Here is a 20,178-nt window from a genome sequence, read left to right as displayed (position 1 = left end):
TTCATCCAATCGCGGAAGGCCCGAAGGTCCCCTCCTTTCCCCCGTAGGGCGTATGCGGTATTAGCAGTCGTTTCCAACTGTTATCCCCCTCGACTGGGCAGATCCCTAGGCATTACTCACCCGTCCGCCGCTCGCCACCTCAGGAGTAAACTCCCTTGTGCTGCCGCTCGACTTGCATGTGTTAGGCCTGCCGCCAGCGTTCAATCTGAGCCATGATCAAACTCTTCAATTAAAGTTTTGTTGCTTCCGCCTTGCGACTTCAGCGGCTCAATGAATTCTGATTTTTTGTTTCTAACTAAAGAAACAAACTGTACATATTATTATGAACACTCAATCACCCTTCCCGTTAAGGAGAATGACTTGAAAACATTGATTTAAATTTTTGACTGCTAACCCGAAGGTTAAGCAGTTTCGATTAACTCAACACCTGTGAGTGTCCACACAGATTTCTTGTTTTATCTTGTTAAAGAGCGTTGACCACATACCGTTGCCGGCGGGTCGTGCTGATGCTTCATCAGCTCAGGGTCGTGCATTTTACGCATTTCCCGTTTCGCGTCAAGGAGTTTTTTACAACTTCTTGCTGCGCTTGAATTAAGTGCTTAAAAGCGACTCAATTCAACCTAACACGTCAGGCTGCTTAACGCCGTCTGCCGTGTCAATGGATGCGCATTATAGGGAGATTGAGAAAGTCCGCAAGGGCTTTTTGTAGGAAAATAACGATTAATGGTTTAGACGTTTACTTATCAAACGATACGTATAAAAAAGGGGCTAAAAAGCCCCTTTATCTCGATTAAGTCTGGCAATCTATATGAGTCACGCTCAGCTAGATCATCATAAATACTGTTATCTATGGACTAAAGAAGCGAGATTCTTGCTCAACTTCGACTTCTTCACCGTCGATATGAGTTTTCACTTTTATCTCGATATTAGTAACTGAACTAGACAGCTCAACCGGATCGATACCGACACTAATAGGGAGAGTTAACACTTCACCACCCGCAATAGTGACCGAAGTTGGACCGTACCATTTATAGTTGTCTAATCCTTCGACACTCATAGTGTATTCGTGGGATTGCTCTGTCTTATTAAGAATCTTCAAGGTGAAGGTGTTTTCAATCAAACCTTGATTGTTCTCTCTATAGAGCTGGTTGCGGTCACGAATGATGTCCATACGCACAGGTGCTATGGTCGCACTGGAGTATATAAAGACTAATATCATCGCTATCAGTACCACGCCATAACCGACAAGTTTAGGTCGCAGCACTTTTTGCTTAATTCCTTCTAACTTGTTCTCGGTGGTATAACTGATAAGCCCTTTTTCATACCCCATACGATCCATGGTTTGATCGCAGGCATCGATACAAGCGCCGCAGTTAATACACTCATATTGCAGACCATTACGAATGTCGATTCCCGTAGGACATACCTGCACACACAAGTCACAGTCGATACAGTCGCCAAGCCCTAGCTCTTTAGGGTCATCTTTGCGTGAGCGCGGACCACGGGTCTCACCACGTTGAGTATCGTAACCCACGATAAAAGTATTCTTATCGAACATGGCCGCTTGGAAACGAGCATAAGGGCACATGTGGATACACATGATTTCACGCATCCAACCCGCATTGCCGTATGTGGCAAGTGTAAAGAACACGACCCAGAAGTAGATACCGCCAGAAGCATTAAGTGTAAATACATCGACATAGACTTCACGACTTGGCACAAAATAGGACACAAAGGTCATCGCCGTCATCAGTGAGAGCAATAGCCAGGCCGTATGTTTTGCCGTTTTACGCCAGAGTTTGTCAAAGCTCCATGGCATTTGATCTAACTTAATGCGTTTATTGCGTGCGCCTTCAAGTTTTTCCTCGAACCAGATGAACATAAAGGTCCATACTGTTTGGGGGCAAGTGTATCCACACCAAACACGGCCAAGATAGGTGGTCACAAAAAACAGAGCGAAGGCAGCGATCATAAACAACGCTGCAAGCAAGGTGAGGTCCTGCGGCCAAATCGTTAAACCGAAGACGTGAAACTTTTGTTCGCCCAAGTTAAACCATACGGCTTGACGGTCGCCCCAAGGGATCCAAGGTAAAAGCAGGAAAAATAACATGGCGATCCAGCCCATGCGGCGACGTACGCTACTCCACAAACCGTCTATGGCTCGGACATAAATCCGATTACGAGGATTAAAGCGATCAGCTTTACTCGCATCTGGCTGGTGAATCTTAATTCGATTGGTTTTCGAATAGTCCTTGTTGTTAGATTCTGAGTTCATCGTTACAGCCTTTTACTGCTTTAATATTGGACGAAAACTAGCTTATTATACCCATATTCTTAATGGTTATTCACTTATGTTGGACTAAAAGATGAAAGGTTGGATCATATTGGCGCTACTCGCGGGAGCTTTATATTACTTATACACAGAAACAGATAAATTAGATGTTCCTATTGCAAAGACTGAGGCGATGATCAAAGAAATAGAGAATAAAGTTGACTCTATGACAGGAACAAAAATTATTAAAATCGACCATAAACTGGCTAAGGTAAGAACCGACATAATAGAACGTTTATCCACATTAGAACTCGAAGCCTTCAATCAAATTCCAATGACACCCGAGTCTATTGCCGACTTTAAGGCTAACTATTGCGGTACTATGGCACCTCAACATCCAGTGTTTAGCAAAGATAATCAGCTTTATCTATGTGATCACCTTTAATCATTACAGACTCATAGGCAAACGGGATTTTGCTATATAGCGCTAAGGTTTAGACTTAGGTGATTGACCTTATATATGATTCCGCCTAGCCTTTGAGGCATTACAGCATAAAGGCCTATGAATCATGACCCAACAAGTATCAGACATTTTTGATCCCACCCTATGGGATGAAGTCAGTGGATTTCATTTCGACGATATTACTTACCACAGAGCCAAAGCGCACGGCACAGTACGCATTGCCATTAATCGCCCAGAGTGCCGTAACGCCTTCCGACCTAAAACCGTTGATGAATTATTTATCGCACTCGACCATGCACGCCAATGGTCTGATGTGGGTTGCGTACTGCTTACGGGTAACGGTCCTTCGGCAAAAGATGGTGGCTGGGCGTTCTGTTCGGGTGGCGATCAACGTATTCGCGGCAAAGATGGCTATAAATATGAAGGCGCCGAAGAAGGTAAGGCCGATCAAGCCAGAATGGGCCGCTTACATATATTAGAAGTACAACGCCTGATCCGCTTTATGCCTAAAGTGGTCATCGCCGTTGTGCCGGGCTGGGCGGTGGGTGGCGGCCATAGTTTACACGTAGTGTGCGACTTAACCTTAGCCTCGAAAGAACACGCAATATTTAAACAAACCGATCCCGATGTTGCGAGCTTCGACTCAGGTTACGGCAGTGCTTATCTCGCCAAGATGATAGGTCAAAAACGTGCCCGCGAAATCTTCTTCTGCGGATTTAACTACAGCGCTGATGAAGCCTTCGACATGGGTATGGTTAATAAATCCGTTCCCCATGCAGAGCTAGAAACCGAAGCATTAATGTGGGCGAAAGAGATTAACTCTAAATCACCTACGGCTATGCGTATGCTTAAATACGGCTTCAACATGACTGATGATGGTATGGTCGGTCAGCAATTATTTGCCGGTGAAGCGACGCGTTTAGCCTATGCGAGCGCCGAAGCACAGGAAGGACGCGATGCCTTCCTCGAAAAACGCGATCAAGATTTTTCAGCCTTCCCTTGGCACTACTAATTTTAGAATTGTATTAATTTACGTTTAAATGCTCAAAGCCCTCCATCGTGAGGGCTTTATGTTTTTTACAACGGATAAATAGATAAAACCGTTTAAACTAATCTGAAAACACGGCTTTTAATTTTAATGAGAATTGTTATCATCTAAGCATTCCCGCTGGGAGCCTATTTAGAGGACAAGATCATGACTAAGACACTCACTTTTGCTGTACTGCATTTTAGCGTCGCTTTTACCATAACCTATTTATTAACTGGCAGCGTAGTCGTCGGTGGCGCAGTAGCCTTAGTAGAACCCGCGATTAACACTGTAGTGTTTTACTTCCATGACAAAGTGTGGAAACGCATTGAGGCAAAAAAGCAGCACGAGCTAGATGCCATTCCAGCATAGAAAGTTAAGCCACCAGCATTTGCTATTACTGTAAGTTAATCGTCATTTTGTCGTGAATCTAAATGAAAAAACCGCCAATAAAGGCGGTTTTCATTTAAATATCTCTATTTATTCTACTGTTACAGACTTTGCCAAGTTACGTGGTTGATCCACGTCGGTACCTTTGATTAATGCAACATGGTACGACAATAGCTGTAAAGGAATAGTGTAGATCAGTGGCGCCATAAAGATGTCACAGTGTGGCACAGGGATCACTTTCATCGTGTCATCCGACTCGAACTCGGCATCTACATCGGCAAACACATACATTAAGCCGCCACGGGCACGCACTTCTTCAACATTCGATTTCAGTTTTTCGAGCAATTCATTGTTTGGCGCAACGACAATCACTGGCATATCGGCATCGATAAGCGCTAGTGGGCCGTGTTTTAATTCGCCAGAGGCATAAGCTTCAGCATGAATATAAGAAATCTCTTTCAGCTTTAACGCGCCTTCCATCGCAATCGGATATTGATCGCCACGGCCAAGGAATAATGCATGGTGTTTATCGGCAAAATCTTCAGCCAGTTCAGCAATCGCAGCATCTAAACCTAAAGCTTGTTCCACTTTTGCTGGCATAGATTGTAGGCTTTGAGTAATTTGGGCCTGCATTTGATCAGACATACCATTGTGGCGACCGATCACCGCAGTCAACATTAACAAGCCAGCAAGCTGAACTGTGAAAGCTTTAGTCGATGCCACGCCAATCTCTGCGCCTGCTTTCATCATGTAAGCCATGTCAGATTCGCGAACCAGTGATGAACCTGGCGCATTACAAATCGTCAATGTGGCTTTGTAACCCATTTCTTTCGCTAAGCGCATGGCCGCTAAGGTATCGGCAGTTTCACCCGATTGTGAAATCGTCACCAACAGGCTATTTGGGAATAAGTGCGACTTGCGATAACGGAATTCAGAGGCAATTTCGACGTTACAAGACACACCAGCCCAATCTTCTAACCAGTAACGTGCCGCCATGCCCGCATGGTAACTAGTACCACAGGCGATGATTTGCACATGTTTGATATCTTTTAAAAACTCAGCAGCGTTGTCACCAAAAGCCGTGTCTAGCACTTGCTTATTAGCAATACGACCTTCAATTGTGCGCGTCAGTGCCAATGGCTGCTCGTAAATTTCTTTAAGCATATAGTGGCGATATTCGCCTTTGTCACCGGCATCGTGGGTAATTTCAGATTCTTTGACTTCACGCTCAACGGCATTACCGTTTAAGTCGAAAATACTCACGCTGCGACGGGTCACTTCGGCCACATCACCTTCTTCTAGGAAAGCAAATGAGCGAGTGACGGGTAATAAGGCGAGTTGATCTGAAGCGACAAAGTTTTCACCTAGACCAAAACCAATCACCAATGGACTACCAGAGCGAGCAACAACCATACGTTCACTATCACGACGGTCAATAACGACTGTGCCATAGGCGCCTTCGAGTTGTTTAACTGTGGCTTGTACAGCACCAAGTAGAGTGTTATGGGTTTTCAGCTCATGGTGCACTAAGTGACAAATCACTTCGGTATCGGTATCTGAACTAAAGTTGTAACCTAAACCTTTAAGCATTTCGCGCAGTTTATTGTGGTTTTCGATAATACCGTTGTGCACCACGGCAATATCACCTTCCGATAAATGCGGATGAGCATTACGCTCACTCGGCTCACCGTGAGTCGCCCAACGAGTGTGCGCGATACCGGTTCCGCCTGCTAATGGGTCAGTTTCAAGCGCAGCCGACAACTCTTGTACTTTGCCAACGCGGCGCGTACGGTTGAGTTCACCATTGTGAATAACGGCAACGCCTGCAGAGTCATATCCGCGATATTCTAAACGGCGTAAGCCTTCTACCAGAATTTCAGCCACATCCCTTTGCGCCACGGCGCCTACGATTCCACACATAGTCTTTACCTATAAATTAAAATGAAGTTGTTAAGCAATTTTGTCTATTGAGCATAGGGCGCTAGCATGACTCGCACGCCCTGATCTGAAATTTGTTTGAGCGCACTCTCGTCGATACGTGAGTCGGTGACCAACACACTGACCTTGGCCCACGGTAACTCTAAGTTAGGGATCCGCTTGCCGATTTTGTCTGAATCGACCATAACGATCACTTCGCGGGAAACTTCGGCCATCACTTTGCTTAGACCTGTTAACTCGTTAAAGGTGGTGGTCCCGCGTTCAAGATCGATACCATCGGCACCGATAAACAGTTGGTCGAAATTATATGAACGCAACACTTGCTCGGCGACTTGACCTTGAAAGGATTCAGAATGCGGGTCCCAAGTGCCACCGGTCATCAATAAGGTGGGCTCGTTTTCGAGTTCATGGATGGCATTTGCAAGGTGTAGCGCATTCGTCATGACCACCAGCCCACGCTTATCGTTCAGCTGTTCAATCAAGCCTGACGTCGTAGTGCCGCTATCGATAATAATGCGATTGTGATCTTTAATCAGCTGCGCGGCGGTTTTCGCAATAGAAAGTTTATTAGGCGCAATTTTAGCAGAGAACTGTTGAGTGACTTCGTCTGGAATCGCCACGGCGCCACCGTAACGGCGCAATAATAAACCCGTTTTCTCAAGCGCGGCGAGATCCTTACGAATTGTCACTTCTGAGGTTTCAAAACGTAACGACAGTTCATCAACGCTCACTTCACCCTGTTCGTTCAATATGGTGATTATGCTGTGGCGACGCTGCTGTGTGTTTCGTTTATTCATAAAACCTTTCAGTTAAGTTTCGATTCGAAAGGTGCATTATAGTGAAACGAAACTTTTTTGCTAGTCATACGAAACACACTTTTGCATGATCCAAGCAATTTTTTTATCTGTCTAGCCAGTCAACTTGGAAATTAGCCCATAAAAAAGCAGTTTATCCTTTAGGGATAAACTGCTTTAAATGGATTAAAAATCCTAATAAGTATTAGAACTTAGCTTCAACTGCAACACTGAAGTTACGGTCTTGGCCAATAGTGACCATATTGTACTGACCACCATCGATATAATCGGTATCGAAGAGGTTTCTCACGTTGGCGCGAAGGCTCACATCTTTGCCCATGATATCCATAGTGTAGGCTGCACCTATATCGAAACGCACATAACCATCTTTAGTAATAGTGTTATCGAGATCGGCAAAACGCTCACCCACATAGATAGCACCGAAGTTCATCGCAAAATTGTCAGTCACTTCGTAACGGGTCCAGATATTGGCCGACCACTCAGGGGCATCAATCGGAGTTTTACCTTCACGGGCATCTCCCGTTTGATACTCTGCATCTAAATACATCATGGAAGAAGTCACAAACCAGCTATCACCGATTTGACCCTGTGCTCCCATTTCAAAGCCACGATGTTTCTGTTCACCACCCTGAGTAGTGATATCGGTATAATCACCAATTGGTGCAGATAATTTCTCTGAAATTGTGATGTTTTCGAGCGTAATATCGAATACCGCTGCGGTTAATAACAGGCTATCGTCAAACAATTCCCACTTAGTACCCAGTTCATATTGAATACCGTATTCTGGCTTTAAATTCAGGCCATCGTTGACATCGAATTTGTTATTTACCGCGCCTTGTGGTGTAAAGCTTTTTGAATAGTTAACGTAAATATTGCCATTACTCATTGGCGAGTAGATCACACCAAACTTAGGCGATACGGCATAGCTATTTTCGCCATAACCATCTTTTTTCTGTTCGTCGTAACGTACACCTGCAAGTAACTTCCATTGTTCATTAAGCGTCATTAAATCCTGCAGGTAGAAACCGTAATACTTATAGGTACTCGCGTTACCTTTGGGTTTTGTGTGGTAATCGAGAGCAGGCTGAGTAATAGGCTGCCCAGGAATAACCGTTTGAGCTGCCCCACGGTGAATTTGTTGCTGATAGAAATAGTCGAGATAGTTAGCCCCAATCAGCAGTTGATGCTGCATTCCCGCCAACGCAAATTCACCAGTGAAATCGGCATAAGCGGTTTTATGCTGCCAATCGTCGTAACGATCGAATGGTTTGATACTATACCCCTTAGTGAATGGGTCTTCAGTATATTGGGGAGCTGAATCAAAACGTTGACGATTAAATTGTTGATCGTTATAGCCGACTTTAACTTTCCAATCATCACTCATCTGCCAAGTTAGATCGGCACCTAAGTTAGAGACTGTGTTATCGGTAAAGGCCCAAGGTGCATCCCATACGGTTTTACGTTCACCGATAACATTACCTTGTTTATCTAACCAACCACCCGCATCTATGCCCGCTTTATCTTGGGTGTGATCGTACTTAACCGATAACAGAACATCATCACTGATATCAAATTCTAAGTTTAAGTAACCCAACCAGCGATCACGCTCTTGGTTTTCATCTGTGGTCGAATATTCACGCCAGTATTTAGTATCTTGCTTCACTAACACGCCGCGATAACGAATGCTTTGTGCGTCGTTTAAACTGCCGCCCGCATCTAGCTGAGCACGGGTTGAACCGTAGCCATCCGTATCAAAACCAAGATCTAACATTGAATCATAGGTCGGTTTTTTAGTGACCATATTAACTAAACCACCAGGGCCAGATTGGCCGTACAACATGCTCGAAGGACCTTTCAATACTTCGACTTGCTGTAAAGTTTCAATTGGTTGTACGTAGTGAGACCATTGTTGATGGCCATTAATAAGATAACCGTTACCCGAATCAATCTCAAAACCACGGATACTGAAGACTTGACGGTTCCAGCGTGTGGTTCCCGCTGTCACACTCGAATCATTAACTAATACTTCCGCTAGATTGGTTGCCAACTGTTCATCAGTCACAAAATCAGGGATAACATTAACTGACTGTGGAGTATCCATTAAGTCGATATCGCCACGCATGGCACCCGATGCACTACCGACTTTATAGTCGTTAAAAGTACGGCCAGTCACATTGATGCGCTCAATATTTTTATCGCTCGCCACTTCTGCAATAACCGGCATAGCCATTAATGCCGAGCCTACAGCTAAACCTATAACTGAATATTTAAATACCATTGCCAACACCTCAAATAGACCTTTCGTCTTAGAATTGCAGGCAATATAAATGAGAAGTGTTTTTATTTTCTCTTCTTTACGAAAATTTACAATTGCGTGTGATAGTGATCAAATTAACTTAAAAACCAACAATTTGCCCATACCACAAAAACATGAAGAAAATCTTAATTATTAAGCATTACTTAATAAAAAGGCTTTTTAGTGCAAAACATTGAACACAATAAAGATAAAAGCGGCACATGGCCGCTTTTTTGACATTAAGTTGAGTTTTAAAACTTACTTTTTAATTTTCACTGGACGTTGCCAACCAGTGAGGTGTTTTTGTTTAACACGAGTGATCACTAACTCATTCTCACCTACATCACGGGTAATCGTTGAACCGGCCCCTAAAGTTGCCCCTTTACCTATGGTCACTGGAGCCACCAACTGAGTGTCAGAGCCGACAAAGACGTTATCTTCGATAACAGTAAGATGCTTATTCGCGCCATCATAGTTGCAGGTAATAGTACCAGCACCAATGTTGACGCCATCACCAATGATGGCATCGCCTAAATAGGCTAAGTGCCCTGCTTTTGATCCCACGCCAATCACCGCTTTTTTCACTTCAACAAAGTTGCCTATATGTGCATCTTGCTTAAGCTCTGCGCCGGGACGTAAACGTGCAAATGGGCCAGCACTGGCAGCAACGCCAAGCATAGCACCTTCGATAATAGAGTAAGGCTTGATCTCAGCATCATCGGCAATCTCGCAATCAATTAAAATCGCGCCTGCGCCAATTGTGACATTATTACCCAAGGTCACTTTGCCTTCGAATATCACGTTGATATCGATCATCACATCCATACCAACAGTGACTTCACCACGGATATCGATACGGCTTGGGTCGCGAAGGTTCGCCCCCGCCAACATGAGCTTTTCGGCTTCACGAGCTTGGTAAGCACGTTCAAGTTGCGCTAATTGCACGCGATTATTGGCGCCTTCCACTTCAATGGCCGATTGTGGCTGAGCAGTATCAATAACAACGCCATCAGCGTGCGCCATAGCAATAATATCCGTTAGATAATATTCGCCTTGAGCATTATTGTTCGATAAACGGCTCAACCAAGTTTTAAGTTGTTTACCCGGAACCGCCATGATGCCAGTGTTAATTTCGTTGATCAGCAACTGTTCTGCTGTCGCATCTTTTTGCTCAATAATTCCAATGACTTTTCCTTGCTCACGGACAATACGGCCATAACCCATAGGATTCGCTAAATTCACTGTTAAAATAGCAACGCCATTTTCAGGACGGGCGGCGAGTAATGCTTCGAGAGTTGATGTTTGGATCAACGGCACATCGCCATAAAGAATAAGCACTGTATCGCTGTCGGCGATATGTGGGCTAGCCTGTGCAACCGCATGACCTGTGCCTAATTGCTCGGTTTGCAATACCCAGTTAAGTTGCTGCTCACCCAAACAGGCTTGTAGCTTGTCGGCGCCATAACCATAGACTAACTGAATAGAGTCACTGCCAACTCTATTAGCGGTATCGATGACATGTTGCACCATGCTCTTATGGGCGATGGGATGTAATACCTTAGGAAGATCAGAGCGCATCCGTGTTCCCTTGCCAGCCGCTAAGATCACTACATTTAATGCCATTACCATATCCTTGAACAAATACCCAAGAGGGTGAAAAATTACGGTCGTATACCAATCACATTAAATATCTAATCAGTTCAGAGCCTCACAGGCATCTCAATCCAAGGCGCATTGACGCAGAAATGGTTATTCCCTTTTAAATCAATGCAACACGGGAGTGGGATGCCTGTGAGGCTCCCAAAGGGCGGGTTTCAACGCGCTTCATACTGCGTTCAAGGCTTTCGACAGAGCACCACTATGCCTTCAAGCCTTCGCCTTGTCTAAAGCGCGTTGAACTCCCGCTGAATGAACAGATATTTAATACGATTGGTATTAGTGGCGCAATTTTAACGGAAAGCACATCGAAAAGCGAAGTAGATAGCGATGCTAGTCAATCAAAGGCATTCAAGAATGCCAATCTATCCCATTTTTAGACACAAAAAAGGCGACCCTATGGTCGCCTTTTTTCACAAACAATAACCTTATCTGGCAATGTTTTTCTTGATGGTTTCAACAACACGTAATTGAGCCATAGCCTTAGCTAACTCAACCATAGCCGCGTCATAATTGAAGTCAGCGCCAGCAGTTGCCATATGGGCTTCTGCACGACGCTTAGCTTCTAATGCCGCTTGCTCATCAATATCTTTGGCACGCATAACCACATCAGCCAATACGGAGACAGAAGAAGGCTGCACTTCCAGAATACCACCTGAAAGGTAAAACACTTCTTCACTGCCGTCTTGCTTGACGATGCGCGCCATGCCAGGTTTGATATAACTAAGCAAAGGAGCGTGGCCATGCATTATGCCCAACTCACCTTCAGAACCAGTCACTTGCAGCGAAGCTACGCGACCAGAGAAGATTTTGCTCTCTGCGCTTACAATATCAAGATGTACTGTCATGGCTGCCATCCCGTTCTCCTTAAAAAACTAAGTATTACTACCTAGTTATTTCTTTTTGTTCGCTTTCTCGATAACTTCATCGATTGAGCCAACCATGTAGAACGCTTGTTCTGGCAGGTGATCAAACTCACCGTTCAAAATACCCTTAAAGCCACGGATAGTGTCTTTCAGAGAAACGTACTTACCAGGAGATCCAGTAAAGACTTCTGCTACGAAGAAAGGCTGAGATAAGAAACGCTCAATCTTACGAGCACGGAATACGACAGTCTTGTCTTCATCAGACAATTCATCCATACCCAGAATCGCAATAATGTCTTTCAGCTCTTTGTAACGTTGCAGTACAGTTTGCACGCCGTTAGCAACGTCATAATGCTCTTGGCCAACAACCAATGGATCTAATTGACGTGAAGTCGAATCCAATGGGTCAACCGCTGGGTAAATACCCAGAGAAGCAATTTGACGTGACAGTACAACAGTCGCATCTAAGTGAGCGAAGGTTGTTGCTGGTGACGGATCGGTCAAGTCATCCGCAGGTACGTATACCGCTTGTACAGAAGTAATAGAACCCGTCTTAGTTGAAGTGATACGCTCTTGCAGAACGCCCATCTCTTCAGCCAATGTTGGTTGATAACCTACCGCAGAAGGCATACGACCTAACAGTGCAGATACTTCAGTACCGGCTAAGGTATAACGATAGATGTTGTCAACGAACAACAGTACGTCACGACCTTCGTCACGGAACTTCTCTGCCATAGTCAGACCAGACAGTGCAACACGCAAACGGTTACCTGGAGGCTCGTTCATCTGACCATAAACCATGGCCACTTTGTCGAGAACGCCAGAATCTTTCATCTCGTAGTAGAAGTCGTTACCTTCACGAGTACGTTCACCTACACCGGCAAATACAGAAAGACCCGAGTGGGCTTTAGCGATGTTGTTAATCAGTTCCATCATGTTAACTGTTTTACCAACACCCGCACCACCGAACAAACCGACTTTACCGCCCTTAGCGAATGGACAAACAAGGTCGATAACCTTGATGCCAGTCTCTAACAGTTCAGTAGAGCTTGATTGATCTTCGTATGAAGGAGCTGTACGGTGAATGACATAACGCTCTTCTTCACCGATTGGACCCGCTTCATCAATAGGCTCGCCTAATACGTTCATGATACGGCCAAGAGTGGCGGTACCAACAGGAACAGTAATAGGTGAACCTGAGTTTACTACTTCAAGACCACGACGCAGACCGTCAGAAGAACCCATAGCGATGGTACGAACTACACCACCACCTAGCTGTTGCTGAACTTCCAGCACCAAACCATTACACGGGCCTTCACCTACGATTTTCAGAGCGTCATATACTTGAGGTACGGCATCTTGTGGGAACTCTACGTCCACAACCGCGCCAATCACTTGGACAACAGTACCTGTGCTCATGATTAATCCTCTAAAACTTGTATTCGTTACCTAACCTAAACCGCAGAGGCACCAGAAACAATTTCCGACAGTTCCTGCGTAATCGCAGCCTGACGGGCCTTGTTATAGACCAGTTGCAAGTCGTTGATAAGCTCACCAGCGTTGTCTGTTGCCGACTTCATTGCCACCATACGGGCAGCTTGTTCAGAGGCAATGTTTTCAACAACACCTTGGTAAACCTGAGATTCTACATAACGGACCAATAAAGTATCCAAAAGTGCTTTTGGATCTGGCTCGTAGATATAATCCCAACGATGAGCAGTTTCATCATCTTCTGATTTAGGCAAAGGTAGCAGCTGCTCGATCACAGGAGTCTGCGTCATAGTATTCACAAATTTGTTAAATACCACGTACAGACGATCCAGCTTGCCTTCGTTGTAAGCTTCTAGCATGACACCGACTGTCCCGATCAAGTCAGCGAGCTTTGGAGCATCGCCTAAACCTGAAGCGTGAGCAGACACTTGTCCACCGAAGTTTTTGAAAAACTGCACACTACGTGCACCGATAGGGCAAAATTCAAATTCTGCACCTTGGGCTTTCCAGCTTTTCACGTCTGCAATAACCTTTTTGAAAAGGTTAACGTTCAGACCACCACAAAGGCCACGGTCGGTTGCTACAACAATGTAACCAACCCGCTTAGCCTCTCTCACCTCCAAATAGGGGTGTTTATACTCGAGAGAACCTTGCGCGACGTGACCGATCACCTTACGCATGCTTTCCGCATATGGACGGCTCGCAGCCATGCGTTCCTGCGCTCTGCGCATTTTGCTGGCTGCCACCATTTCCATGGCGGACGTGATCTTCTGAGTGTTTTTCACACTCGCGATCTTGGTTTTAATCTCTTTAGCGCCGGCCATCTCTACTCTCCAATCTGGACCTGAGGTGTCTTAAGACACCTCTATCATTGTTACCAGGTTTGGGTTGCTACGAACTTGTCGAGGCCAGCTTTTAATTCAGCTTCGATATCAGCGCTATAATCGCCAGTATCATTGATAAGCTTCATTAAAGGAGCATGCTCGCTGTTCATGAACGAGAGCAGAGCGGCTTCGAAATTACCGACCTTATTCAGCTCAACACTCTTCAGGTAACCTTTTTCAGCTGAGAAAATAGACACAGCTTGAGCGGCTACGCTCATAGGAGCATATTGCTTTTGCTTCATCAGTTCGGTAACACGCACACCATGCTCAAGCTGAGCACGTGTTGCATCGTCAAGATCAGATGCAAATTGCGAGAACGCAGCAAGCTCACGATACTGTGCTAGTGCGGTACGAATACCACCAGACAGTTTCTTGATGATCTTAGTCTGAGCCGCACCACCAACACGAGAAACAGAAATACCTGGGTTAACCGCTGGACGTAGGCCAGAGTTAAACAGATCGGTCTCAAGGAAGATCTGACCATCGGTAATAGAAATTACGTTGGTCGGTACGAATGCAGAAACGTCACCCGCTTGCGTTTCAATAATCGGCAGCGCGGTTAAAGAACCAGTTTTGCCAGTTACTGCACCTTTAGTGAACTTTTCTACATAAATCGCGTTAACGCGTGATGCACGCTCTAATAAACGTGAGTGTAGATAGAATACGTCACCTGGGTAAGCTTCACGGCCTGGTGGACGCTTGAGCAGTAACGAAATTTGACGATAAGCAACTGCTTGCTTAGACAAATCATCGTATACGATCAAAGAATCTTCACCGCGGTCACGGAAGTATTCACCCATAGAACAACCAGAATATGGCGCTAAGTATTGTAGAGCAGCGGCTTCAGAAGCAGTTGCAACAACAACGATAGTGTTAGCTAAAGCACCGTGTTCTTCTAGCTTGCGTACTACGTTAGCGATAGTAGAAGCCTTTTGGCCAATCGCGACGTACACACATTTAATGCCAGAATTTTTCTGGTTGATAATTGCGTCGATCGCCATTGCTGTTTTACCAGTTTGACGGTCGCCAATGATCAATTCACGCTGGCCACGACCGATAGGGATCATGGCATCAACGGCTTTATAACCAGTTTGAACTGGTTGATCAACAGACTGACGCTCAATAACACCTGGTGCGATAACTTCAATTGGCGAGAAACCATCGTTATCGATAGGTCCTTTACCGTCAATTGGCTCACCTAGAGTGTTAACAACGCGGCCAAGAAGACCGCGGCCAACTGGAACTTCCAGAATACGGCCAGTCGTTTTCACTTTTACGCCTTCTGCTAAATCAGCATAAGGACCCATTACTACGGCACCGACAGAATCACGTTCAAGGTTCAACGCGATTGCAAAACGGTTACCAGGCAGTTCGATCATCTCACCTTGCATCACGTCGGCTAGGCCGTGGATGCGGATGATGCCGTCACTTACCGCAACGATAGTACCTTCGTTACGAGATTCGCTAACGACTTCGAACTGCTCGATCCGCTGCTTAATCAGATCGCTGATTTCAGTGGAATTCAGTTGCATGCTCAAACTCCCAATTACGACTGCAGCTTATCAGACAGACGCGATAACTTACCGCGGACCGAGCCATCGATGACTAGGTCTCCTGTCTTAATGATTACACCGGCGATGAGCGCGGCGTCAGTGCTACAATTCAGCTTAACTTTGCGTGCGAGACGTTTCTCTAAAGAAATACTAATCTGCTGTTGTTGTTCAGAGCTCAACTCAGTTGCAGAAACCACATCGGCTTCTACTTCTTTTGCCCACTCATTACGGTATTCAGTAAATAACTGAGATACAGCAGGTAGCACCTTTAAGCGACCGTTTTCAGCCATTACCTTTATCAGGTTCTGACCTTGCACATTGACTTGCTCACCACACACACTAATAAAGAGTGCTGCGAGCTTAGTGCTGGCTAAAGAGCCAGCTAACAGTGGTTGCATGGTTTCGTTTTCACTCACCAATGCGGCAAACGTGAGCATTTCAGCCCAAGAATCCACTGCATCTTGTTCAATAGCAAAGTCAAAAGCTGCCTTTGCGTAAGGGCGAGCGATGGTGGTTAATTCAGCCATAACTCAACTCCCTTATCAAATTTCAGCGACTAGTTTATTAACTATGTCACTGTGGGCGGCTGGATCAATAGAACGCTCAAGGATCTTCTCAGCACCCATGATGGCAAGAGTAGCAACCTGCTTACGCAGATCCTCTTTGACGCGATTACGTTCAGCTTCAATTTCTGCTTTACCCTGAGCGATGATTTTAGCACGCTCAGCGTCTGCTTCGGTTTTGGCTTCTTCAACTATTTGAGCTTTACGCTTGTTAGCTTGCTCAATAATTTCATTAGCCGTTACCTTGGCTTCTTTTAGTTGGTCAGTCGCTTTCGCTTGTGCCAACTCCAGGTCTTTTACCGCACGATCAGCATCAGCTAGACCGTCAGCAATCCTTTTTTGGCGCTCTTCGATGGCATTCATCAAAGGGGGCCATACAAACTTCATGCAAAACCACACGAAGATGATAAAGGCGACCGTCTGACCGATTAGGGTAGCGTTGAAATTCACAACAGCCTCCTATTTAGAGTTAAGACAGAAGCGTTTTTTACAGCATTGCACCCAGTGGGTTGGTAAATAGCATAAATAATGCGATACCAACACCGATCATAGTTACGGCGTCAAGAAGACCCGCTACGATGAACATTTTAACTTGTAGCATAGGAGCCATTTCTGGTTGACGCGCAGCGCCTTCCAAGAACTTACCGCCTAATAAGCCGAAACCGATTGCAGTACCAAGAGCACCCATACCAATCAGCAGAGCAACAGCGATAGCTGTCATGCCTAAAATCGTTTCCATCTGTATCTCCAGTATCTAAATCTATATTAGTTGATGATTTAGTTTAAAATTTCTTCAGCAATCCTTAATGATCTTCATGCGCCATGCTTAAATAAACAATGGTCAACATCATGAAGATAAACGCCTGCAGCGTGATAACCAAAATGTGGAATATTAACCAGCCCAGTTGCAGAGTCACACCTAGGGTAGATAATAACAAGTTGGTACCATACATCAGCGCAATAAGGATGAAGATCAACTCACCTGCGTACAAGTTACCAAAGAGTCGCAATGCCAATGAAATTGGCTTAGCAATCAAAGTAACAGTCTCTAATAGGAGGTTGACGGGTATCATTGCCTTATGGTTAAAGGGCTGTAGTGTCAATTCTTTAACAAACCCAGACACACCTTTGACCTTAATGCTGTAAAAAATAATCAGCACGAACACACCAATAGCTAAGCTAAAGGTAATGTTAACGTCAGTCGTCGGAACCGCTTTTAGATAGGGAATACCCATTAAACTTGCTGCGTGAGGCAGCCAATCTACAGGGATCATATCCATGAAGTTCATCATGAATACCCATACAAAAATGGTCAGAGCTAAAGGCGCGATCAGAGCATTGCGACCATGAAAACTTTCTTTCACGCTGTTATTTACGAACTCGACGATAATCTCAACAAAACATTGCAGTTTGCCAGGAACACCGGAAGTCGCTTTTTTACCAACGCTGCGGAAAATCCACAGGAACAGAACACCAAGACCAACCGAAAAGAACAACGAATCAATGTGCCATGTCCAAAAGCCTTCACCAACACTTAAGTTGGTAAGGTGATGTTGGATATAGCCCTGCGGTGTTAACGCTTCACCAGTTGCAGCCATGATTCATCCCACTTAACTTTGCTTGAAGTATAAAGGAGCTGTCCAATGCACTATTAGCGTCAGCACATAACAAACAAAAAGCGGCATAAAAGCGACCTTAAGATTGATAAACACAAACGAAAACATTGCGATGGTTAACAGCAACTTTACCGCTTCCCCCCAGTAAAAAGTCTTTATGACTTTTGCAGCTGAACTTGCTCCCGTGTGGGAGAAAGCGAGGGTTGCGAATACAAAATTAGGGAGCACAGCGATTGAACCACCTGCTAATGCAGAATAGCCAAACTGAACTCCCCACACGGCGAAAAAGAGAATTGAAGCACCCCCAGCGACCGCCGCCTGCATCATCACCAATTTATAGGCTGACCACCGGCCACGACGCGCTAAAACCTTACTCAATTCATCCTCTCCGCATTCATACTTTTTGTTTCGATGACCGGATGACAAATACCCGTATTTATGTCGATGCACAAAAAGCTTGCGAAAGTATACCTTTTCACGCCTTCATTGCAACTTTGAGATAAGGAAAAACAACACTTTTAACGTGATCTCGCGCCAAACGAGTTAAAATGTAAGATTAGCATCTGTCACAAATTTACATTAAAAACTGTTAATCTACAGACATTAATGAATTTTACTAAGAATTCCGTCTAATTCAGCCAGATTCTGATAGTTAATTACAATTTTACCCGTGCCCTTACTGCTATGAGCGATCGAAACCTTGGCACCTAATCTTTCAATTAACTGCTGCTCTAAACGACAAACATCTTGATCTTTAGTCGTAGTTTCGGCTTGTTTAGGCGGATTTAAGGTTTGATTAATTAATCGTTCAGTTTCGCGAACGGTTAATTCCTTAGCGGCCACTAATCTCGCAAGATTTGTTTGTTCTTCTCCCTCAATTGCCAACAAAGCGCGAGCATGACCCATATCAATGTCGCCATACTCGAGTAGACGCTTAACAGGCTCATTTAAGCCGTTTAAACGTAACAAGTTAGATACACTCGCTCTGGATTTTCCCACAACATCGGCAACCTGTTGGTGAGTCAGTTCAAACTCTTGCATTAAACGTTGCAATGCAATGGCTTCTTCCATAGCATTTAAGTCTTCACGCTGGATGTTTTCAATCAAAGCAATAGCAACAGCGGCTTCATCAGCTACTTGCTTTACAATACAGGGGATTTTATTCAAGCCAGCAAGTTGCGCAGCACGCCAACGACGTTCACCCGCAATGATCTCATACATGTTATTCGTCACTTGTCTCACAACGATAGGCTGAATAATGCCTTGGTTGCGGATAGAGTGTGCCAGTTCTTCCAACGCTTCGGGGGACATGTCTTTACGAGGTTGATACTTACCTGGCTGTAATAAATCTAAATCGAGATGGATAAGCTCTTCTTTTTTATCGACAACATCAGCTTCGTCAGTGTGCTTTTTACTGGCGGCATGGCTGTTACTCAGTAGGGCATCTAACCCTTTGCCTAATCCTCTTTTCTTTAACGTCATGGTGATCCTTTACGCTTGCTTAGCCTGAGTTTGTTGTTCTGAACGACGGATCATTTCACCCGCAAGCGCTAGATACGCCTTAGCGCCAGCACTCGATTTATCGTAATACATAGCAGGCGCTCCAAAACTTGGTGCTTCTGCCAGCCTCACATTACGTGGGATAACAGTACGGTAGACTTTGTCACCAAAATGCTGTTTTAGCTGATCGGACACATCATTAGACAAACGATTACGCGGATCATACATAGTACGTAAAATGCCTTCGATACCAAGTCCAGGATTAACCATAGCAGCAAGCTTAGTGATGGTATCAATCAGCGCAGTTAAGCCTTCGAGGGCATAATATTCACACTGCATAGGCACGAGTACAGAGTCGGCCGCAGACATAGCGTTTACGGTCAACATGTTCAATGAAGGAGGGCAGTCGATAAAGATATAATCGTATTGATCTTTGATCGGTGCGAGTGCGTTACGCAAACGAATCTCACGGGCAAAAAACTCCATCAATTTGATTTCTGCCGCAGTGACATCGCCATTACTGGCGATCAGATCATACTTACCCGCAGTGTTTTTAATGACGATCTCGTCGAAGGATTTTTCTTCAACCAATAATTCATAGGCTGTATTAGCTACGTCATACTTATCGACACCGCTCCCCATGGTGGCATTACCTTGAGGATCGAGATCGATCAATAATACTTTACGTTTTGTTGCTGCTAACGAAGCGGCGAGGTTAACGCAAGTAGTTGTTTTTCCTACGCCACCTTTCTGGTTAGCCACGGCAATCACTTTACCCACAATATCACCCTGTATGTAAATGCTGGTTTATTGCCCTTGCTTATAAATGATTTATTTATCACTTTTAA

At 44.8% G+C, this 20,178-nt stretch carries 20 protein-coding genes and 1 rRNA gene; 4 read left to right on the top strand and 17 right to left on the bottom strand.

What is annotated here, in order from left to right:
• A 16S ribosomal RNA gene (locus tag L5M37_RS20465) occupies positions 1–232 on the bottom strand; the annotation flags it as partial.
• Positions 233–847: 615 nt separating this feature from the next.
• The gene (gene ccoG / locus L5M37_RS20460) at positions 848–2,275 is read right to left on the bottom strand and encodes a cytochrome c oxidase accessory protein CcoG (RefSeq protein ID WP_263201719.1); all 1,428 of its coding nucleotides are present in this window, start codon (positions 2,273–2,275) and stop codon (positions 848–850) included.
• A gap of 91 nt (positions 2,276–2,366) precedes the next feature.
• Between ccoG and L5M37_RS20455 the strand changes: the two genes are divergently transcribed.
• The 3 genes from L5M37_RS20455 (at position 2,367) to L5M37_RS20445 (ending at position 4,134) form a co-directional block, all read left to right on the top strand.
• Entirely contained in the window at positions 2,367–2,717 is a 351-nt protein-coding gene (locus L5M37_RS20455; RefSeq protein WP_113941424.1) for a hypothetical protein, read from the top strand.
• Between the two features lie 124 nt (positions 2,718–2,841).
• Complete coding sequence (locus L5M37_RS20450) at positions 2,842–3,747, top strand: 1,4-dihydroxy-2-naphthoyl-CoA synthase (protein WP_113941423.1); 906 nt, start codon at positions 2,842–2,844, stop codon at positions 3,745–3,747.
• 183 nt (positions 3,748–3,930) lie between these two features.
• A complete protein-coding gene (locus L5M37_RS20445) occupies positions 3,931–4,134 on the top strand; it encodes a DUF2061 domain-containing protein (RefSeq protein WP_263201718.1) in 204 nt (67 codons plus the stop codon).
• Positions 4,135–4,242: 108 nt separating this feature from the next.
• Here L5M37_RS20445 and glmS read toward each other — a convergent pair whose 3' ends face one another.
• The 4 genes from glmS to glmU form a co-directional block, all read right to left on the bottom strand.
• Positions 4,243–6,072: a glutamine--fructose-6-phosphate transaminase (isomerizing) gene (glmS, locus tag L5M37_RS20440; RefSeq protein WP_105250786.1), complete on the bottom strand. Its 1,830-nt coding sequence runs from the start codon at positions 6,070–6,072 to the stop codon at positions 4,243–4,245.
• 44 nt (positions 6,073–6,116) lie between these two features.
• Positions 6,117–6,887, bottom strand: coding sequence for a DeoR/GlpR family DNA-binding transcription regulator (locus tag L5M37_RS20435; RefSeq protein ID WP_011791272.1), 771 nt, complete (start codon positions 6,885–6,887; stop codon positions 6,117–6,119).
• A 202-nt stretch (positions 6,888–7,089) separates the two neighbouring features.
• Entirely contained in the window at positions 7,090–9,183 is a 2,094-nt protein-coding gene (locus L5M37_RS20430) for a TonB-dependent receptor (RefSeq protein WP_263201717.1), read from the bottom strand.
• Positions 9,184–9,459: 276 nt separating this feature from the next.
• Positions 9,460–10,824 (bottom strand): bifunctional UDP-N-acetylglucosamine diphosphorylase/glucosamine-1-phosphate N-acetyltransferase GlmU, encoded by a 1,365-nt coding sequence (glmU, locus tag L5M37_RS20425; protein WP_263201716.1) that lies wholly within the window; start codon positions 10,822–10,824, stop codon positions 9,460–9,462.
• Between the two features lie 140 nt (positions 10,825–10,964).
• On the opposite strand from glmU, the gene L5M37_RS20420 reads away from it, so the two are divergent.
• A complete protein-coding gene (locus L5M37_RS20420) occupies positions 10,965–11,237 on the top strand; it encodes a hypothetical protein (RefSeq protein WP_263201721.1) in 273 nt (90 codons plus the stop codon).
• A gap of 48 nt (positions 11,238–11,285) precedes the next feature.
• Here L5M37_RS20420 and L5M37_RS20415 read toward each other — a convergent pair whose 3' ends face one another.
• The 11 genes from L5M37_RS20415 to L5M37_RS20365 all read right to left on the bottom strand — a co-directional run bounded on the left by L5M37_RS20415 (position 11,286) and on the right by L5M37_RS20365 (position 20,110).
• A complete protein-coding gene (locus L5M37_RS20415; RefSeq protein ID WP_105250790.1) occupies positions 11,286–11,714 on the bottom strand; it encodes a F0F1 ATP synthase subunit epsilon in 429 nt (142 codons plus the stop codon).
• Between the two features lie 36 nt (positions 11,715–11,750).
• Positions 11,751–13,142, bottom strand: coding sequence for a F0F1 ATP synthase subunit beta (gene atpD, locus L5M37_RS20410; RefSeq protein WP_105250791.1), 1,392 nt, complete (start codon positions 13,140–13,142; stop codon positions 11,751–11,753).
• Between the two features lie 35 nt (positions 13,143–13,177).
• Positions 13,178–14,038 carry a F0F1 ATP synthase subunit gamma gene (atpG, locus tag L5M37_RS20405; RefSeq protein ID WP_006084762.1) on the bottom strand — a complete coding sequence of 287 codons (861 nt, stop codon included), beginning with the start codon at positions 14,036–14,038 and terminating at the stop codon, positions 13,178–13,180.
• Between the two features lie 50 nt (positions 14,039–14,088).
• Positions 14,089–15,630: a F0F1 ATP synthase subunit alpha gene (atpA, locus tag L5M37_RS20400; protein WP_168827626.1), complete on the bottom strand. Its 1,542-nt coding sequence runs from the start codon at positions 15,628–15,630 to the stop codon at positions 14,089–14,091.
• A gap of 14 nt (positions 15,631–15,644) precedes the next feature.
• Complete coding sequence (atpH, locus tag L5M37_RS20395; protein ID WP_006083842.1) at positions 15,645–16,178, bottom strand: F0F1 ATP synthase subunit delta; 534 nt, start codon at positions 16,176–16,178, stop codon at positions 15,645–15,647.
• A 15-nt stretch (positions 16,179–16,193) separates the two neighbouring features.
• Positions 16,194–16,664: a F0F1 ATP synthase subunit B gene (gene atpF / locus L5M37_RS20390; protein WP_006083841.1), complete on the bottom strand. Its 471-nt coding sequence runs from the start codon at positions 16,662–16,664 to the stop codon at positions 16,194–16,196.
• A gap of 37 nt (positions 16,665–16,701) precedes the next feature.
• On the bottom strand, positions 16,702–16,953 hold the full coding sequence (gene atpE / locus L5M37_RS20385; protein ID WP_006083840.1) for a F0F1 ATP synthase subunit C: 252 nt from the start codon (positions 16,951–16,953) through the stop codon (positions 16,702–16,704).
• Positions 16,954–17,017: 64 nt separating this feature from the next.
• The gene (atpB, locus tag L5M37_RS20380; protein WP_105250793.1) at positions 17,018–17,812 is read right to left on the bottom strand and encodes a F0F1 ATP synthase subunit A; all 795 of its coding nucleotides are present in this window, start codon (positions 17,810–17,812) and stop codon (positions 17,018–17,020) included.
• 12 nt (positions 17,813–17,824) lie between these two features.
• Entirely contained in the window at positions 17,825–18,208 is a 384-nt protein-coding gene (locus tag L5M37_RS20375; protein ID WP_105250794.1) for an ATP synthase subunit I, read from the bottom strand.
• Positions 18,209–18,433: 225 nt separating this feature from the next.
• Positions 18,434–19,312 carry a ParB/RepB/Spo0J family partition protein gene (locus L5M37_RS20370; protein WP_105250795.1) on the bottom strand — a complete coding sequence of 293 codons (879 nt, stop codon included), beginning with the start codon at positions 19,310–19,312 and terminating at the stop codon, positions 18,434–18,436.
• 9 nt (positions 19,313–19,321) lie between these two features.
• On the bottom strand, positions 19,322–20,110 hold the full coding sequence (locus L5M37_RS20365; protein WP_105250796.1) for a ParA family protein: 789 nt from the start codon (positions 20,108–20,110) through the stop codon (positions 19,322–19,324).
• Positions 20,111–20,178: the final 68 nt, after the last annotated feature.

Origin of the sequence: Shewanella sp. SM69 (assembly GCF_025653985.1) — a bacterium.
In the GTDB taxonomy this organism is placed as follows: Bacteria; Pseudomonadota; Gammaproteobacteria; order Enterobacterales; family Shewanellaceae; genus Shewanella; species Shewanella oncorhynchi.
This window is presented reverse-complemented; position numbering and strand designations above follow the sequence as displayed.

Coding starts and splice junctions, on each gene's coding strand:
- ccoG (WP_263201719.1), bottom strand. CDS start 2,275: ATGAACTCAGAATCTAACAACAAGGACTATTCGAAAACCAATCGAATT.
- L5M37_RS20455 (WP_113941424.1), top strand. CDS start 2,367: ATGAAAGGTTGGATCATATTGGCGCTACTCGCGGGAGCTTTATATTAC.
- L5M37_RS20450 (WP_113941423.1), top strand. CDS start 2,842: ATGACCCAACAAGTATCAGACATTTTTGATCCCACCCTATGGGATGAA.
- L5M37_RS20445 (WP_263201718.1), top strand. CDS start 3,931: ATGACTAAGACACTCACTTTTGCTGTACTGCATTTTAGCGTCGCTTTT.
- glmS (WP_105250786.1), bottom strand. CDS start 6,072: ATGTGTGGAATCGTAGGCGCCGTGGCGCAAAGGGATGTGGCTGAAATT.
- L5M37_RS20435 (WP_011791272.1), bottom strand. CDS start 6,887: ATGAATAAACGAAACACACAGCAGCGTCGCCACAGCATAATCACCATA.
- L5M37_RS20430 (WP_263201717.1), bottom strand. CDS start 9,183: ATGGTATTTAAATATTCAGTTATAGGTTTAGCTGTAGGCTCGGCATTA.
- glmU (WP_263201716.1), bottom strand. CDS start 10,824: ATGGCATTAAATGTAGTGATCTTAGCGGCTGGCAAGGGAACACGGATG.
- L5M37_RS20415 (WP_105250790.1), bottom strand. CDS start 11,714: ATGGCAGCCATGACAGTACATCTTGATATTGTAAGCGCAGAGAGCAAA.
- atpD (WP_105250791.1), bottom strand. CDS start 13,142: ATGAGCACAGGTACTGTTGTCCAAGTGATTGGCGCGGTTGTGGACGTA.
- atpG (WP_006084762.1), bottom strand. CDS start 14,038: ATGGCCGGCGCTAAAGAGATTAAAACCAAGATCGCGAGTGTGAAAAAC.
- atpA (WP_168827626.1), bottom strand. CDS start 15,630: ATGCAACTGAATTCCACTGAAATCAGCGATCTGATTAAGCAGCGGATC.
- atpH (WP_006083842.1), bottom strand. CDS start 16,178: ATGGCTGAATTAACCACCATCGCTCGCCCTTACGCAAAGGCAGCTTTT.
- atpE (WP_006083840.1), bottom strand. CDS start 16,953: ATGGAAACGATTTTAGGCATGACAGCTATCGCTGTTGCTCTGCTGATT.
- atpB (WP_105250793.1), bottom strand. CDS start 17,812: ATGGCTGCAACTGGTGAAGCGTTAACACCGCAGGGCTATATCCAACAT.
- L5M37_RS20370 (WP_105250795.1), bottom strand. CDS start 19,312: ATGACGTTAAAGAAAAGAGGATTAGGCAAAGGGTTAGATGCCCTACTG.